This is a genomic window from Mumia sp. ZJ430, assembly GCF_011751845.1.
Classification (GTDB): domain Bacteria; phylum Actinomycetota; class Actinomycetes; order Propionibacteriales; family Nocardioidaceae; genus Mumia.
On the sequence record NZ_JAAHFK010000001.1, the window covers coordinates 868,542 to 883,053 of the forward strand.

A 14,512-nucleotide genomic window follows, 5' to 3' on the forward strand; every position below is an offset into this window, starting at 1 on the left:
ATGGCACAGATCATCCAGACCGCGACCGAGCCGCTGCCTGCGGTGGACGTTGACGTCATCACGCTCGACCTCGTCGAGAACGCGCTGCGCAATGCGCGGTACGAGATGGACGAGGTGCTGTTCCGTACGGCGCTGTCTCCGGGCATCCGCGAGCAGCACGACGAGTTCCCGCTGATCGGTGACCCCGACGGCAAGATGGTCGTCGGCCAGTTCGGGCTGTCGATCCCCGACTTCCTCGAGAACTTCGACGGCACCATCGAGGAGGGCGACGTCCTCCTGACCTCCGACCCATACTCGTGCGGAGCCGCGATCAGCCACGCCAACGACTGGCTGATCGTGATGCCCATCTACTTCGAGGGACGCATCGTCGGGTGGTCGTCGATGTTCGGGCACATGTCCGACGTCGGGGGCAAGACTCCCGCGTCGATGCCGACCGATGCGCGCACGATCTATGAGGAGGGTGTGGTCATCCCGCCCTTCAAGCTCTACAAGAAGGGTGTGCTCGACGAAGACGCGCTGCGGATCATCCTCAACCAGGTCCGCAAGCCCGACTGGAACCGCGCGGACCTCAACGGGCTCGTCGCCGCATGCCGGACCGCCGGCCGTCGGGTCCAGGAGCTGTGCGCGCGCTTCGGCGCCGACACCTACACCTCCGCACTCGACGCGCTGCTCGACCGCAACTACCGCGCGATGAAGGCGCTGCTGCAGATGGTGTTCAAGGACGGCGAGACGCTGTCGTTCACCGACTACATCTGCGACGACGGCGTCGGCTACGGCCCGTACGAGCTCAAGCTCAGTCTCACCCGCAACGGCGACAAGGTTCTTCTCGACTTCACCGGGAGCAGTCCGCAGGCGCAGGGCCCGATCAACTACTTCATCAACGAGAACCTCGTCCGGATGTTCTTCGGGATCTACATGATCACGGTCGCGGACCCCCAGATCCTCTGGAACGACGGCTTCTATCCGCTGGTCGACGTCGAGATCCCCGAGGACTCGTTCTGGAAGCCGAAGTTCCCCGCGGCGCTCAACGCCCGCAACCACGGCATCGGGCGCGTCTTCGACCTGTTCGGCGGCCTGCTCGGCCAGACCAACCCCGACCTGCTCAATGCCGCAGGCTTCTCGTCGTCCCCGCACTTCATGTACTCGGGGAACTACAGCGAGGGCGAGCGCAAGGGCGAGTGGTTCCAGCTGTACTCGATCGGCTTCGGCGGCATCCCCGGCCGCCCGATCGGCGACGGTCCGGACGGACACTCGCTCTGGCCGTCGTTCGTCAACATCCCCTGCGAGTACCTCGAGTCGTACTACCCGCTGAGGGTCGAGGCGTGGGAGACCGTCGCCGACACCGGAGGTGCGGGCCTGCACCGTGGCGGCAACGGGGTCGACGTCGCGTACCGATTCCTCGAGCCCGGGACGATCGCGATTCACGACGACCGCTGGCTGACATACCCGTGGGGCGTCAACGGCGGTGCTCCCGGCGCGCGTGGCCGCAAGTGGCTCGAGCGCGCGGACGGCACCCGCGAGGTCCTGCCGAGCAAGGTCCACGACGTGCCGGTCGCGCGTGGCGACCTCTTGCACTTCGTCACATGGGGTGGCGGTGGGTGGGGCGACCCGCTCGCCCGTGATCCCGAGCTGGTCGGTCTCGAGGTGCGCCGCGGCCTCGTGAGCGCCGAGGGCGCCCGCCGCTTCGGGGTGGTGTGCGACGACTCGGGCGCTCTTGACGCCAACGCGACCGACGCGCTGCGCGCGGAGCTGATCGCGGATCGTCCGGACGTGCTCCCGACCTTCGACGCCGGTCCACCGCTGGAGGAGATTCTCGCCCGCTGCGAGGAGGAGACCGGCCTCCCCGCCCCCAAGCCGCCGGTGGCCCTGTGAGTCCGCTCCCCGCGGACGCGTTCCCGCCGGCGCTGGGCGTCGACCTTCCCCCGGGTCGACGCCCGGCGCTGGTGATGGTCGACCTCGTACGGGCGTACTTCGACCCGGACTCGGCGCTGTGCCTGCCCTCCGACACCGTGCTCGGACCGGCGAGCCGCGTGCTGGGCGCAGCGCGTGCGGCCCGCGTCCCGGTGCTGCACACCCGCGTCGCGTACGACACGAGCGGTGCCGACGGGGGCGTCTTCGTCCGCAAGCTGCCCGTGCTGCAAGGCTTCGCCGGTGGCGGGCCGGGTGCCGAGATCGTCGATGCCGTCGCCCCGGCGCCCGGCGAGCCGGTGATCGTCAAGCAGTACGCGAGCGCGTTCTTCGGGACGTCGCTGTCGTCCACGCTCGCCTCGCTCGGCGTCGACACGCTGCTTGTCGCGGGTGTCTCGACGAGCGGATGCGTCCGTGCGACGGCCGTCGACGCGCTGCAGCACGGTCTGATCCCGATAGTGGTCCGCGACGCGGTCGCCGATCGTGCCAGCGGCCCGCACGAGGCCAACCTGTACGACCTGCAGGCGAAGTATGCCCAGGTGGTCTCGGTGGACCGGGCCATCGCCTATCTGGAGGACCTGTGACGATCGTCGAGATCTGCGAGGTCTCTCCGCGGGACGGGCTGCAGAACGAGTCGGTCGTGCTCGCAACCGACGTCAAGGTTGCGCTGATCGAGCGGGCGATCGCGGCCGGAGCACGGCGCATCGAGGCGGTGAGCTTCGTCCACCCCGGGCGCGTGCCGCAGATGGCCGACGCGGAGGCGGTGATGGCCTCCGTCCCTCGTACGGACGATGTCGCGTACCTCGGGCTGGTGATGAACCGGCGCGGGCTGGAGCGCGCGCTCGCCGCTGCAGTCGACGAGGTCAATGTCGTCGTGGTCGCCTCGGACACGTTCTGCCAGCGCAACCAGGGCACGACCACGGCCCAGGCGTGCGAGGCCGCGGCCGAGATCGTGGCCGACGCGCGCGCCGCCGGGCTCGCGACCAGCATCACGATCGGCGCGTCCTTCGGATGCCCGTTCGAGGGCGAGGTCCCCGCTGAGCGCCTCGACGACGTGATCGCCCGTGTCGTCGACGCCGGACCCGACGAGATCGCGCTCGCCGACACGATCGGAGTCGCCGTCCCCGCGGCGGTGTCCGATCGCCTCGCGCTCCTCGGACGCCGGGCACCGGCGAGCACGAGGCGTCGGCTCCACCTTCACGACACCCGCAACACCGGCGTCGCCAACGCGGTCGCGGGCGTCGCTGCGGGAGTCCACGTGCTCGACGCCAGCATCGGCGGCGTCGGAGGCTGCCCGTTCGCGCCGAACGCGACCGGCAACGTCGCGACCGAGGACCTCGTCTACACGTTCGCACGCTCGGGCGTCTCGACCGGCCTCAACCTCGAGACGCTCATCGACGCGGCCGGCTGGCTGCAGGACGAGATCGGACGGCGCCTGCCGAGTGCGCTCCTGCACGCGGGGCCTTTCCCCGCGTAGCCGCGCGCGCCGTCGAAGACAGGGGCTCGTCCGAAAGTGGCGTACGCCGTACTAGTACGGCGTACGCCACTTTCGGACGGACCCCTCTTTGCGCCTGCGAGGGCGAGCCGCGCTCGTCAGTCACCGACCGAGTCGCGGCCGCGGCGGACGAGCTTGGGGTCGGCGTACCCGACGATCTCGGGATCTTTGCCCTCGTAGTCGTACTGGCTGAGGAAGAACCGCATCGCGTTGAGGCGTGCCCGCTTCTTGTCGTTGCTCTTGATCGCCGTCCACGGTGAGATGTCGGTGTCCGTGTGGAGCATCATCGCCTCCTTCGCGTCGGTGTAGGCGTCCCACCGGTCAAGGGACTCGATGTCCATCGGCGACAGCTTCCACCGTCGTACCGGGTCGATCTGGCGCACGGCGAACCGTGTGCGCTGCTCGAGCTGGGTCACCGAGAACCACAGCTTCGTGAGGTTCAGCCCGCTGTCGATGAGCATGTCCTCGAACAGCGGCGCCTGGTGCATGAACCGCTCGTACTCGACGTCGGTGCAGAAGCCCATCACGCGCTCGACGCCGGCGCGGTTGTACCAGGACCGGTCGAACAGCACGATCTCCCCGTACGTCGGCAGCCGCCGGACGTAGCGCTGGAAGTACCACTCACCGCGCTCGGTCTCGGTCGGCTTCGTCAGCGCGACGACGCGGGCCGAGCGCGGGTTGAGGTGCTCGGTGAACCGTTTGATCGTCCCGCCCTTGCCGGCGGCGTCGCGTCCCTCGAAGAGGATGACGTACTTGGTGTCGGTGTCCTGCGCCCAGTACTGGAACTTCAGCAGCTCCACCTGGAGGCGGTACTTCTCGCGCTCGTAGCGGTCGCGGTCCATCCGTGTGTCGTACGGGTAGTCGTCGCGCCACGTCTCGATCGGGTTGCCCAAGGGGTCGATGAGATCGGGGTCGGAGCCGTGCTCGTCGTGCCGGACGGTGTAGCCCTCGTGGATCAGCTGTTCGAGGTACTCCCGGAAGTTCTGGGTCACCGGTGCTCCTTTTTCGTTGCCGCACGGGAGCGCTCGCGCTGCTCGCGGACGAGGTCGACGACCTGGTCGCGGCGCTGTGCCACTTCCGGGTACCGTCTCCCGCGCAGCTTCTCCGGCTGTGCGACGAGCGGCCACAGCAGGCTGGTGCGGAACACGTCGGGACTGTCGATCACGGCGGCGGCGGTGCGCTGGTACGACATGAAGTACGAGTTGCCGACCTCGCCGCCGAAGCTCCAGTTGCCGAGCATCTCGAAGAACGTCGTATGACGGTCGTCCCCGACCTCCTCGAGGTCCTGGCTGCGCAGGCACGGCTGGGAGTCGGTGAGCCGTGGTCCGTCGGGGTGGTCGGCGCCCTCGAGATAGCGCAGCAGCGGCTGCATCCCGCTGCCGGTGAACAGGATCGCGTGGCCGCGCTCGCGCTGGAACTCCAAGAACGCCGCGCGCACGTGGTCGGCGTCCAACGGGCTCGCTCGCTCGGCCATCTGCGCTCCTCTCCGCCGTCCCAGCATCCGTCTCTCTCGGAGTCGGCGCACCTCCGCGGCTCGGCGTCGCTCACAGGGACGGCGGGTGCCAGCCTGGGCTCATGGCGAGGGGTGGAGCCGTCCTGCGGCTCTACATGGTCTTCCCGGACGAGGCCGCACTGCCGAAGATCGGCGTCGCGCTCGGCTCGGCGTACCTCGACGGCCTCGGTCCGGCGAAGCTCCTGGCGCTGGCGAAGACGTAGCCGTCAGGTCACGCGCAGCAGCAGCGCCGTGACGTGGAAGCCCGTGCCGACCGCGGCGATGACCACGTACGGGGTCTCGACCTGGCCGGCGTGCAGGGCGAGGTTGACCGGGTACGTCGAGTGGGTCAGGTTGCCGAACGTCTCCAGCGTCTCCAGGTATGCGGCGGGCCGCAGCCGTCCCGCCCAGTGGTCGAGCAGCGCACGCGAGCCCTGGTGCGTGATCAGCGAGACGTCGGCACCGCTGAGGCCGTGACGGGCGAGCAGCTCGCCGACCAGATCGGGGAGGCCGTCGCGCATGATCGTCTGGTAGACCTCGACGCCGGCGTCGGACTCGAGGAGGTACGTCGGGGCCGGGTTGCCGTCCTTGCCGACCGGGATCCCTGCCCAGTCGACCGCGTGACGGGGACGTACGGCCATGGTCATCGACGTGTACGCCCAGCCGAAGGTCCGTGTGTGGTGGTCCACCAGGCGCAGCGACCCGCCCGCGGAGAGCACCGCCGCCCCTGCGCCGTCACCGATCGCCTGCGCGTGCCCGCGCCGGTAGTCGACGTGGCGGGTCCAGTTGGATCCGGTGACGACGAGCGCACGCGCGCAGCCACCGGCGACGATCGCCTCGTGGCCGTGCACGAGCCCGAGGAGGAAGTTGCTGAAGTCGCTGTTGAGCGGCACAACCAGGCTGTCCTGGCGCATGCCGAGGCGGGCGTGCACCTCGTACAGGGAGTTGGGCGTGAAGTACGTCGGGACCGACGCGTACCCGTAGATCCGGTCGACGTCGGTCGCGTCGATCCCCGCCTCGTCGAGCGCCTGCTGGCAGGCGTCAACCATGAAGCTCTCGATCTCCTCGTCCGCTCCGAGGACCCGGCGCTGACCTGCGCCGGTGAACAGGTCGGCCTCCGCCACGCCTGCTGGTCCTGGCATGCGGTCGAGCGCCGCGTAGACCGGGTCGGTGTCGTCGCGCACCCGCTTCGGAACCGCGTAGCCAGTGCCGGTGATCCCCGGATCGGTCATGAGTCGTCCCCCTGTGGTCACCCCCCACGCCGTCCGCAGGGGTCGTGTGGAGTCACAGTGTGGTGGCCGCCGAGGGTCACCGAGGGGGCACCAGCCTCGCGTCGAGCGTGTGATGTCCGTCTCGTACGTGCGTGGGCGGTGGACTCAGCCGTTGCGCTCGCGGTCGAGCTGCAGGAGGAGGTCGGCGATCCGCTTGCCGCTCGTGCCTCGGTAGCGAGGGTCGAGGTAGTCGTCGAGGAAGGTCCTGAGCCGCTCGTCGGGCTCGCGGCGCTCTTGGATCATGTCGACCAGCTCGTCGAAGCTGTCGGCATGGAGGCCCAGGCGCTGGGTGTAGATCTTGCTCTCCGCGGCCCGCCGGTGCGCGCGGGTGAGTGCCTCGCCGTTGATCCAGTGCGGGAAGATCACCTGCTTGCCGAGGGCCCACGCCTCGTACACCATCGTCCCGAAGTCGGAGACGACGACGTCGGCGTCGACGAGCAGGTCCGTCGTGGGGCGCTTGCTGTTGCCCTTGCCGCGGTTGCGAGGGTGCTCGGAGACCTCGACGTCGAAGTGCTTGCGCAGCGGCTCGAGGTACTCCTCGAACGCCGGATAGCTCGACAGCGTGACCTGCTCGTCGCCCTTTTTCACGAAGTCGTGCGTGGGGGCCCATAGCACCCGAAGGCGCTTGCGGCGGTTGCGACGCAGTCGCGTCCGCAGCTGCGCCTGGCGGGCGAGCAGCAGGTCGAGGCGCGGCCAGCCCACCGAGTGGATGTGATCGCCGTCGATCTCGAGGACCTTCGACTTGGTGACTCGGCGCTGGAGCATGGGGCCGGGGACGAGTACGTCCGTGCGGTGGCCGCGAGTCAGGGCGCGCTCGCCGTCGTCGGACTTGCGCCAGAGGTAGTTCTTGTCCGCGACACCGTGCGACATGACCACGTCGGAGTCGAGGTTGATGAACAGCGAGAAGTTCAGCGCACCCGGGAGGTACTCCCGAGGAGAAGACGTCCACGACCGGCGCGGGAGATGACGGGAGATCGTCCCCCAGATCTGCTCCTGGACCCCGTGATAGACGGTGCCGCTCGTGTCGATCAGGTTGATCACGGACAGGCCTTTCCACTGGACACCCGCGTCAGTATGAGGGATCGCAACCGGAAGCCGTGCGAGAACCCGCCATGTCACCCCCAGGCGCGTTGTTTCGGTCACAGCGCGTGGAACGTACGCCCTGGCAGTCGAGGTAAGCAAGCGCTTAGTATTCCCCTCATGGACTCCTCTCGCCTCGTCTCGCGCCGCGACCTCGACTTCCTGCTCTTCGAGTGGCTGGACGTCGAGGCATTGACGAGTCGGGAGCGCTATGACGACCACGACCGCACGACGTTCGACGGTGTGCTCGATGTGTCCGAGCGCCTCGCGGCCGAGAAGTTCGCGCCGCTGGCCGCAGCCCTCGACGTCGACGAGCCGCGCATCGGCGACGACGGCAAGGTCGTGCTGCTTCCCGAGGTCGCCGAGGCGCTCGCGGCGTACAACGAGGCAGGCCTGCCGGGCATGTCCTTCCCCTCCGAGCACGGCGGGTTCCCGATGCCGTTCACCGTCCAGCGCGCGGCGTCGCTCTTCTTCCAGGCCGCGAGCGTCGGCGCGCACGCGTACCCATCGTTGGCCGCCGGCAACGCCCACCTGCTCCTCACCCACGGGACGCCGGAGCAGATCGCGACCTACGCCGAGCCGGTCGTCGAAGGGCGCTGGTACGGGACGATGTGCCTGTCCGAGCCCGAGGCCGGATCGTCGCTCGCCGACCTCACGACCCGTGCCGTACGCCAGGACGACGGGTCGTACCGTGTGTCCGGCACCAAGATGTGGATCTCCGCGGGCGACCACGAGCTCGGCGAGAACATCGTGCACCTCGTCCTCGCCAAGACCCCGGACGCGCCGCCTGGGACCAAGGGCCTGTCCCTCTTCATCGTGCCCAAGCTCCTCCCCGACTCCGACGGCGCGCCGGGGGAGCGCAACGACGTCGCGCTCGTCGGCCTCAACCACAAGATGGGCTTCCGCGGCACGACGAACACGCTGCTCAACTTCGGCGAGGGATTCGCGACGCCGGGCGGCGAGCGAGGAGCGGTCGGGTTCCTCGTGGGCGAGGAGGGGCGTGGCCTCGCGGCCATGTTCACGATGATGAACGAGGCACGCATCGGCGTCGGCGCAGGCGCGGTGGCGCTGGGCTACACCGGCTATCTGCACGCGCTCGACTACGCCAAGACCCGCACCCAGGGGCGTCCGCTCGATGCGAAGGACCCGTCGACGCCGCCGGTCCCGATCATCGAGCACCCCGATGTGCGGCGCATGCTGCTCGCGCAGAAGTCGTACGTCGAGGGCGGGCTCGCGCTCATCCTCTATTGCGCGCGCCTCGTCGACGACCAGGCGACCGCGCCCGAGCCCGACGACAGCGAGCGCGCGGCGCGACTGCTCGACGTGCTCACCCCGATCGCGAAGGCATGGCCGTCACAGTGGTGCCTCGCGGCCAACGACCTGGCGATCCAGGTGCACGGCGGGTACGGCTACACGCGCGACTACCCAGTCGAGCGGCTCTACCGTGACAACCGGCTCAACCCGATCCACGAGGGGACGCAGGGGATCCAGGGGCTCGACCTGCTCGGCCGCAAGATGGTCGCGGGAGGCGGCGCCGGGCTCGTGCTGCTCGCCGAGACGATCACCGAGACCGTCGTCCGTGCGCGCAAGGGCGGGGGCGAGGCGGCCACGTACGCCGCCGCGCTCGAGGCCGCGCTCGCCCGCCTCATCGAGGTCACGGGCCTCGCGTGGTCAGACGGCGATCCCGCCGTCGCGCTGGCCAACGCCACCGCGTACCTCGAGGCGGCGGGCCACGTCGTCGTCGCGTGGCTCTGGCTTGAGCAGCTCCTCGCGGCGGCGGGGCGCGACGGTGCCCCGTACGACGGCAAGCGGCTGGCCGCGCGCTACTTCTTCACGTACGAGCTGCCGACGATCGCGCCGAAGCTCGACCTCGTCGCCGCACGCGACCGGACCACCCTCGACCTGGACGTCACGGCGCTCTGACCCGATAGCGTCGTCGGGTGCGTGTCGACGAGCTCCCCCTCACCCTCGGTCCGTACCCGCGCGGCGCCGCCAACGCGATCACCGACGTCCCCGGCGTCCGGGTCGGGCACGCGACGATCGCAGAGGGCGACCTCCGTACGGGGGTCACCGCCGTCGTCCCCGACACCCTGGGCCCCCGTCGGCGCGCGCTGCCGGCGGGCCTGTTCGTGGGCAACGGCTACGGCAAGCTCATCGGCGCGACACAGGTCGTCGAGCTCGGCGCGATCGAGACGCCGGTCCTGCTGACCAGCACACTGTCGGCGTTCCGGGTCGCGGACGCGCTCGTCGGGCACGTCCTGTCGTGGAGCGGGTACGAGGACGTCACGACGCTCAACCCGATCGTCGGCGAGACGAACGACGGGTTCCTCTCGAACATCCGTGCCCGCAGCGTCACGGCCGACCACGTCGTGCACGCGCTCGTGTCGGCACACAGTGGCGCGGTGGAGGAGGGGTGCGTCGGCGCGGGGACGGGGACGACCGCGCTCGGCTACAAGGGCGGCATCGGCACGTCGTCGCGCCTCGTCGATGTCGGAGCGCACGCCGTGACCGTCGGGGTGCTCGTCCAGTCGAACTTCGGAGGCGTCCTCACCGTCGACGGCGTGCCGATGCCCGCCGAGGAGCTGCTCGGCCACGCAGGCGTCGAGTCGCCGGGCAACTCGTGCATGATCGTCGTCGCTACCGACGCTCCGGCCGACGCGCGTCAGCTCGACCGGGTCTCGCGCCGCGCCGTCTTCGCGATGGGCCGGGTCGGGGCGAGCTTCTCGCACGGCAGCGGCGACTACGCCCTGGCGTTCACGGTGGCCGAGGAGCGGCCGGCGGAGGACGCCCAGCTCGATCCGCTGTTCGGCGCGACCATGGACGCGGTCGAGGAGGCCCTGCTCAACTCGGTGCTGGCGGCCACGACGACGCGTGGGTTTGGCGGTCAGGTGGCGCACGCCGTGCCGGTCGACGGAGTGCGCTCCCGCCTCGGCCCACGATGACGCACTCGGAGCGCCGCCGTCAGAAGACCGGCTTTCCTCCGGTCACGCCGATCACGGTGCCCGTGACGTAGCTGGCATCGCTCGGGGACGCGAGGAACACGAACGCGGGTGCGACCTCGGCCGGCTGCCCGGCCCGTCCGAGCGGCGTGTCCTTGCCGAAGGCCTCGATCTTCTCCTCCGGCTGCGTCGCCGGCTGGAGCGGAGTCCAGATCGGACCCGGCGCGACGGCGTTGACCCGGATGCCCTCGGGTCCGAGCATCGCCGCGAGGTTGGCGGTGACGTTGTTGATCGCGGCCTTCGTCGCGGCGTAGTCGAGCAGCGTCGGCGACGGGTCGTACGCCTGGATCGACGTGCAGTTGACGACGCTCGCCCCTCGCCGCATCAGGGGGACGGCGGCCTGCGTGATCCAGAACAGCGCATAGAGGTTGGTCCGCATCACGCGGTCCAGCCGCTCGGGCGAGATCGAGGCCAGCCCGTCGCCGCGCGCCATCTGATAGCCGGCGTTGTTGACGAGCACGTCGAGGCCGCCGAGCTCGCCGACGACCTGCGACGGCAGCGACTGCGCGGTGTGACGATCGGTGATGTCGCCGGGCAGGAGGGCGACCTTGCGTCCCTCGCGCTCGACCCACGAGGCCGTGTCCTCGGCGTCGTCCTGCTCCTCGGGCAGGTATGAGAGGGCGACGTCCGCCCCTTCTCGGGCGTACGCGATCGCGACCGCGCGCCCGATCCCGGAGTCACCACCCGTGATCAGTGCACGCAGGCCGGCCAGTCGTCCGGACCCGACGTACGACTCCTCGCCGTGGTCGGGGACGGGGGACATGGCCGTGGTCGAGCCTGGTGGCTCCTGTTGCTGGCGGGGGAAGGCCCCGGAGTCGTTGAGGAGAAGCTCGGCGTTGCGGGCGACGTCGGACTCGATGTTGGTCATGCCGTCCCCGTACCCGGTCGGCGGCGGGCCATGCGGGTGTCACATGCAACCAAGCTTGCCGACGGCGCGGGGCCACCTCTCGACGCGCTCACCGTCGCCGACGAATGCCCAGGCGCCGTCGGCGGACAGCCACAGGTGGTCCTCGCCCCGGTGGAATCCTGTGTCGCGGGCGTCAGGAGGGAGCGCGACCGCCGCCTCGTACGCTCCGGAGAGCAGGGTCGCGACGTGCGGGTCGGGTTCCGGCGCGCGGACGTACTCGGCCTCGTCAATCTCGAGGAACGTCATGTCGTCCCAGGAGCAGTGCGCGGGACCGGCGTACGACTGGACGCGGCGGGTCGAGACCCGTCCGTCTGCGTCGGACCAGATCTCGTACCCCGCCTCCTCGGCGACCTCGTCCGGCAGCTCGGAGTAGTCGCAGCGCGCCCACGACTCCACGTACCAGCCGTCCTGACCGTCGCGCACGATCAGCGCCTGACGCACCCCGCCGTCGTGGGTCAACGTGTACAACGCGCGGCCGTCGTCCTCGCGTACGCGGACGTAGCCCCCGCGCGCACCGAAGACCAGGGCCTCGTCGAAGGCGGTGCGGATCGCCTCGTCGGCGTCGTCGGAGAGGGCGCCGTTGTCGTACGCGCCGGGGTAATTGTTGCCGCCCTCCGCGGGACCGGTGCACTCGACCACATGCCCGGCAGCGCCGCGCTTGCCCGTCGCGCTCAGCGGGCCCTCGTACGTCCCAGGGACCAGATCCTGCCCGCAGGCGGAGGTGAGGAGCAGCGCGGCGACGGCTGCGAGGCCAGGGGAGCGCGGACGGCGACGACGCAGGGGGTTCCTCACGACGATGAAGTCTCACACGAAGCGACGTCGGTCGGTGCTGATTTGCGGGCGGCGCTCGCAGTGAGTCCCAGCGCGAGAGCCTCAGCGTGAGAGCAGCGTCACCAGTGCGACGACGGTCGGTGCGGCCGCGATCGGGATCCACATCGGGGACCACAGCGAGCGCTTGAGGATGAGCCGCACGCCGACGAACGTGATCGCCGCGATCACACCCGACATGAGCGTGATCGCGATCGCGTCGCCGTGGCGGCCCTGCCCGTCGAGGACGAAGGCCAGGCCGATGCAGCCGAGGACTCCGTGAACGGTGATCGCGAAGAAGCCGATCGCTGCCACGCGGCGCTGGACCTTGCGCAGCGCCGCGAGCTCGGCCTCCCGCTGCTCGCGGGTCTTGCGTGGCGCGGTCGGACGTGGCGGCGTCGGGGTCGTGCTCTCGGTCATGCAGGGCTCCTGGTGGGGACGGGCTCGGTCGCCTTCTGGGCGGCGGAGATCAGTCGGTGGAGGAAGGCGTTCGCCTCGACGAGCTCGTTGGCCGTCATGCCGAGGCGCTCGAGCATCGTGATGGGCACCTTGAGCGCGCGGTCGCGCAGGTCGCGCCCGTCGTCGGTGAGCGAGATCGTCAGCGTGCGCTCGTCGCTGCTCGACCGCTCCCGCGCGATCAGGCCGAGGGCTTCGAGCCGCTTCACCAGCGGGGAGGCGGTGGCGGGCTCGAGGTGCAGGGCGGCGCTGAGGTCCTTGAGCGACTGGCCGTCGGTCTCCCACAGGGCGAGCATCACGAGGTACTGCGGGTGACTCAACCCCAGCGGCTCCAGGACCGGCCGATACGCGGCGACGACACTGCGGGCGGCGACCGCGAGCGCGAAGCACACCTGGTGCTCGAGGGCGAGCGAGTCGTCGATCTCCATGACATTCAGTGTACGAACGATTAGGGCACTAATTGTTTCGGGCCCTCTCATTCCGCATGAGGGTGCTCCCGCTGGGTATCGGGTGAGTGACTCGTACGTAGGGGGTAGGGACATATGGCCACTCAAGGAACGATGTGGCGAGCGTCCAAGCGCGTTGTCGGAGGGCTCAAGGACCTTCCGCGCAACACCGCATGGCTCGTCTCGAAGGCCGTCAACGTGGACGGCGCCCAGGAGGGCGCGACGCATGCCGCGTCGCAGTCCAAGAACGGTGTCGTCGACCAGGTGCGCCGTGCGACTGCGGTCGTCGCCGACAAGGTCCCGGGGATCGACTCGGTCGAGACACGGCTCACGCGCGCTCACGCTGCGGTCGAGCGGGCACGTGCGGAGGAGCGGGACGCGCTAGCCCATGCGCAGGAGGCCAAGCAGCGTGCGGACGAGGCCAGCGCGGCCGAGAAGGACGGTCGCGAACGCCTCCGCGCCGCGCAGAAGGAGGCGCACGACTATGTCGAGCAGCGCGTGCGGGAGGCACGACGACGTGCCGACGAGCAGGTCGAGGCGGAGCGCCGCGAGGCTGACGGTGAGGCGCAGGCCCGTCTCGAGGACGTCCGCGGCGACGTCGAGCGGGAGGTCGAGAAGCGTCGGGCTGACGCCGACGAGGCTGCCCGCAACGCCCAGCAGCGCATCGACGCCGCGCACGCCGCGATGAGCGAGGCACGCCAGCTCGCCGACGAGGCGACGGAGGCTGCCGACGAGGCGGCCCGGAAGGCGCGCGAAGAGGCCGACCGTCTCGTCGCCAAGGCGGAGGAGCAGGCAGGCGAGGCCGATGCCACTCGCCAGCGCGCCACCGAGACACGTGATGCCGTCACGAGGAGCGCGGCGCGGGCGGTCCGTGCCGAGCAGCAGGAACCCGCCACGACGAACCTGTCTCGTCGGACGAAGGCAGAGCTGCTCGACATGGCGGCTTCGCTAGGAGTTTCGGACACCTCCAACAAGAACAAGTCCCAGCTCGTCAACGCCATCCGCCGCTCGTCTCGCAGTCGAGCCTGAACGGAGTGATTCATGTGAAGCTCTTCCACCGCAAGTCGCCATGGCAGCGCGCCGTCGAAAAGGTTCCAGGAGGAAGTGCCCTGCGCGGCGGTGCCCTCACCGCGGCCGGCCTGATCGGTCTTTCGGCCGTCAGCGCCGCCGTGAGCGCGATCCGTGACAAGCAGCGTCCGTCGTGAGGCTGCGGACCCTGGCCGTCTTCAGCATCGGCTACGTCCTCGGGACGCGTGCCGGTCACGAGCGCTACGAGCAGATCGTCGCTGCCGCCAAGCGTGCGGGCAGACGTCTCGAACAGTACGGCGACCCGGATGGCACGGGCGCACGCACGCGATGACGGCGCTCCGACGCTGGCCGACGGCGCCGTCGTCAGGGCTTACGTCGTGGCGCGGCTGCTCGGTGTACGTCTGCTGAAGCTGGAGGCGACGATTCTGCTCGCCCCACCGCCCGGGCCGTCCGCGCTCGAGCAACCGGTGCTCGGCACTGTCCTGCGGGGCGCCACGCCGCTGGCTCCGGTCACGGCGCCGGCGCGCGACGGTGGTCTCCCCGAGGCGCAGCGCCTGCTCGCGGAGGCGCGAGCCGCGCTCGACATCTCACGCTGAGACGTCCTGAGACGTCCTGAGACGTC

The 14,512-nt window shown here is 70.1% G+C and carries 18 protein-coding genes; 10 read left to right on the forward strand and 8 right to left on the reverse strand.

The genetic code is table 11. The features are described 5' to 3' along the window. From HCT63_RS04155 to HCT63_RS04165, 3 genes are read left to right on the forward strand one after another with little or no spacing between them, the layout of a single operon-like run. Nucleotides 1-1,872, forward strand: coding sequence for a hydantoinase B/oxoprolinase family protein (locus tag HCT63_RS04155; protein ID WP_167001502.1), 1,872 nt, complete (start codon nt 1-3; stop codon nt 1,870-1,872). Then, entirely contained in the window at nt 1,869-2,492 is a 624-nt protein-coding gene (locus HCT63_RS04160) for an isochorismatase family protein (protein WP_279587723.1), read from the forward strand. Before HCT63_RS04155 ends, HCT63_RS04160 begins: the two co-directional genes overlap by 4 nt. Then, nucleotides 2,489-3,385, forward strand: coding sequence for a hydroxymethylglutaryl-CoA lyase (locus HCT63_RS04165; protein WP_167001503.1), 897 nt, complete (start codon nt 2,489-2,491; stop codon nt 3,383-3,385). Before HCT63_RS04160 ends, HCT63_RS04165 begins: the two co-directional genes overlap by 4 nt. Nucleotides 3,386-3,501: 116 nt before the next feature. Here the strand turns inward: HCT63_RS04165 and ppk2 are convergent, their stop codons facing one another. Both ppk2 and HCT63_RS20195 read right to left on the reverse strand, forming a co-directional pair. Further along, nucleotides 3,502-4,395: a polyphosphate kinase 2 gene (gene ppk2, locus HCT63_RS04170; RefSeq protein ID WP_167001504.1), complete on the reverse strand. Its 894-nt coding sequence runs from the start codon at nt 4,393-4,395 to the stop codon at nt 3,502-3,504. Further along, the gene (locus tag HCT63_RS20195; protein WP_208322262.1) at nt 4,392-4,877 is read right to left on the reverse strand and encodes an alanine--tRNA ligase-related protein; all 486 of its coding nucleotides are present in this window, start codon (nt 4,875-4,877) and stop codon (nt 4,392-4,394) included. The genes ppk2 and HCT63_RS20195 overlap by 4 nt, the downstream gene beginning before the upstream one ends. Nucleotides 4,878-4,978: 101 nt before the next feature. Here HCT63_RS20195 and HCT63_RS04180 point away from each other — a divergent pair, with 101 nt between their 5' ends. Then, nucleotides 4,979-5,119 carry a hypothetical protein gene (locus HCT63_RS04180; RefSeq protein WP_167001505.1) on the forward strand — a complete coding sequence of 47 codons (141 nt, stop codon included), beginning with the start codon at nt 4,979-4,981 and terminating at the stop codon, nt 5,117-5,119. Nucleotides 5,120-5,122: 3 nt separating this feature from the next. Here HCT63_RS04180 and HCT63_RS04185 read toward each other — a convergent pair whose 3' ends face one another. Both HCT63_RS04185 and HCT63_RS04190 read right to left on the reverse strand, forming a co-directional pair. Further along, a complete protein-coding gene (locus HCT63_RS04185) occupies nt 5,123-6,127 on the reverse strand; it encodes a 3-oxoacyl-ACP synthase (protein WP_167001506.1) in 1,005 nt (334 codons plus the stop codon). A gap of 144 nt (nt 6,128-6,271) precedes the next feature. Then, nucleotides 6,272-7,207, reverse strand: a complete 936-nt coding sequence (locus HCT63_RS04190; protein ID WP_167001507.1) for a CDP-glycerol glycerophosphotransferase family protein — start codon at nt 7,205-7,207, stop codon at nt 6,272-6,274. A gap of 159 nt (nt 7,208-7,366) precedes the next feature. On the opposite strand from HCT63_RS04190, the gene HCT63_RS04195 reads away from it, so the two are divergent. Both HCT63_RS04195 and HCT63_RS04200 read left to right on the forward strand, forming a co-directional pair. Next, nucleotides 7,367-9,169, forward strand: a complete 1,803-nt coding sequence (locus HCT63_RS04195) for an acyl-CoA dehydrogenase (RefSeq protein ID WP_167001508.1) — start codon at nt 7,367-7,369, stop codon at nt 9,167-9,169. Nucleotides 9,170-9,186: 17 nt separating this feature from the next. Continuing rightward, nucleotides 9,187-10,188 (forward strand): P1 family peptidase, encoded by a 1,002-nt coding sequence (locus HCT63_RS04200; RefSeq protein ID WP_167001509.1) that lies wholly within the window; start codon nt 9,187-9,189, stop codon nt 10,186-10,188. A 19-nt stretch (nt 10,189-10,207) separates the two neighbouring features. On the opposite strand, the gene HCT63_RS04205 is transcribed toward HCT63_RS04200, so the two are convergent. The 4 genes from HCT63_RS04205 to HCT63_RS04220 form a co-directional block, all read right to left on the reverse strand. Continuing rightward, entirely contained in the window at nt 10,208-11,113 is a 906-nt protein-coding gene (locus HCT63_RS04205; RefSeq protein ID WP_167001510.1) for an SDR family oxidoreductase, read from the reverse strand. Nucleotides 11,114-11,152: 39 nt separating this feature from the next. After that, complete coding sequence (locus HCT63_RS04210) at nt 11,153-11,944, reverse strand: hypothetical protein (RefSeq protein ID WP_167001511.1); 792 nt, start codon at nt 11,942-11,944, stop codon at nt 11,153-11,155. Nucleotides 11,945-12,025: 81 nt separating this feature from the next. Beyond that, nucleotides 12,026-12,379, reverse strand: coding sequence for a hypothetical protein (locus HCT63_RS04215; protein ID WP_167001512.1), 354 nt, complete (start codon nt 12,377-12,379; stop codon nt 12,026-12,028). After that, nucleotides 12,376-12,843 carry a MarR family transcriptional regulator gene (locus HCT63_RS04220; RefSeq protein WP_167001513.1) on the reverse strand — a complete coding sequence of 156 codons (468 nt, stop codon included), beginning with the start codon at nt 12,841-12,843 and terminating at the stop codon, nt 12,376-12,378. Before HCT63_RS04220 ends, HCT63_RS04215 begins: the two co-directional genes overlap by 4 nt. A 132-nt stretch (nt 12,844-12,975) precedes the next feature. Between HCT63_RS04220 and HCT63_RS04225 the strand changes: the two genes are divergently transcribed. Genes HCT63_RS04225 through HCT63_RS04240 form a run of 4 tightly spaced genes read left to right on the forward strand, consistent with a single transcriptional unit; the run spans nt 12,976 to nt 14,486 of the window. After that, on the forward strand, nt 12,976-13,890 hold the full coding sequence (locus HCT63_RS04225) for a hypothetical protein (RefSeq protein ID WP_167001514.1): 915 nt from the start codon (nt 12,976-12,978) through the stop codon (nt 13,888-13,890). 14 nt (nt 13,891-13,904) lie between these two features. Next, nucleotides 13,905-14,066 carry a hypothetical protein gene (locus HCT63_RS04230; protein ID WP_182397137.1) on the forward strand — a complete coding sequence of 54 codons (162 nt, stop codon included), beginning with the start codon at nt 13,905-13,907 and terminating at the stop codon, nt 14,064-14,066. After that, nucleotides 14,063-14,221 carry a hypothetical protein gene (locus tag HCT63_RS04235; RefSeq protein ID WP_167001516.1) on the forward strand — a complete coding sequence of 53 codons (159 nt, stop codon included), beginning with the start codon at nt 14,063-14,065 and terminating at the stop codon, nt 14,219-14,221. Before HCT63_RS04230 ends, HCT63_RS04235 begins: the two co-directional genes overlap by 4 nt. Next, complete coding sequence (locus tag HCT63_RS04240) at nt 14,196-14,486, forward strand: hypothetical protein (RefSeq protein ID WP_167001517.1); 291 nt, start codon at nt 14,196-14,198, stop codon at nt 14,484-14,486. The genes HCT63_RS04235 and HCT63_RS04240 overlap by 26 nt, the downstream gene beginning before the upstream one ends. Nucleotides 14,487-14,512 lie beyond the last annotated feature (26 nt).

Bases quoted from the DNA above. Each gene is read 5' to 3' on its own strand.
- HCT63_RS04155 (WP_167001502.1), top strand. From the start codon at position 1: ATGGCACAGATCATCCAGACCGCGACCGAGCCGCTGCCTGCGGTGGAC.
- HCT63_RS20195 (WP_208322262.1), bottom strand. From the start codon at position 4,877: ATGGCCGAGCGAGCGAGCCCGTTGGACGCCGACCACGTGCGCGCGGCG.
- HCT63_RS04180 (WP_167001505.1), top strand. From the start codon at position 4,979: ATGGCGAGGGGTGGAGCCGTCCTGCGGCTCTACATGGTCTTCCCGGAC.
- HCT63_RS04185 (WP_167001506.1), bottom strand. From the start codon at position 6,127: ATGACCGATCCGGGGATCACCGGCACTGGCTACGCGGTTCCGAAGCGG.
- HCT63_RS04195 (WP_167001508.1), top strand. From the start codon at position 7,367: ATGGACTCCTCTCGCCTCGTCTCGCGCCGCGACCTCGACTTCCTGCTC.
- HCT63_RS04205 (WP_167001510.1), bottom strand. From the start codon at position 11,113: ATGACCAACATCGAGTCCGACGTCGCCCGCAACGCCGAGCTTCTCCTC.
- HCT63_RS04215 (WP_167001512.1), bottom strand. From the start codon at position 12,379: ATGACCGAGAGCACGACCCCGACGCCGCCACGTCCGACCGCGCCACGC.
- HCT63_RS04220 (WP_167001513.1), bottom strand. From the start codon at position 12,843: ATGGAGATCGACGACTCGCTCGCCCTCGAGCACCAGGTGTGCTTCGCG.
- HCT63_RS04225 (WP_167001514.1), top strand. From the start codon at position 12,976: ATGTGGCGAGCGTCCAAGCGCGTTGTCGGAGGGCTCAAGGACCTTCCG.
- HCT63_RS04240 (WP_167001517.1), top strand. From the start codon at position 14,196: ATGGCACGGGCGCACGCACGCGATGACGGCGCTCCGACGCTGGCCGAC.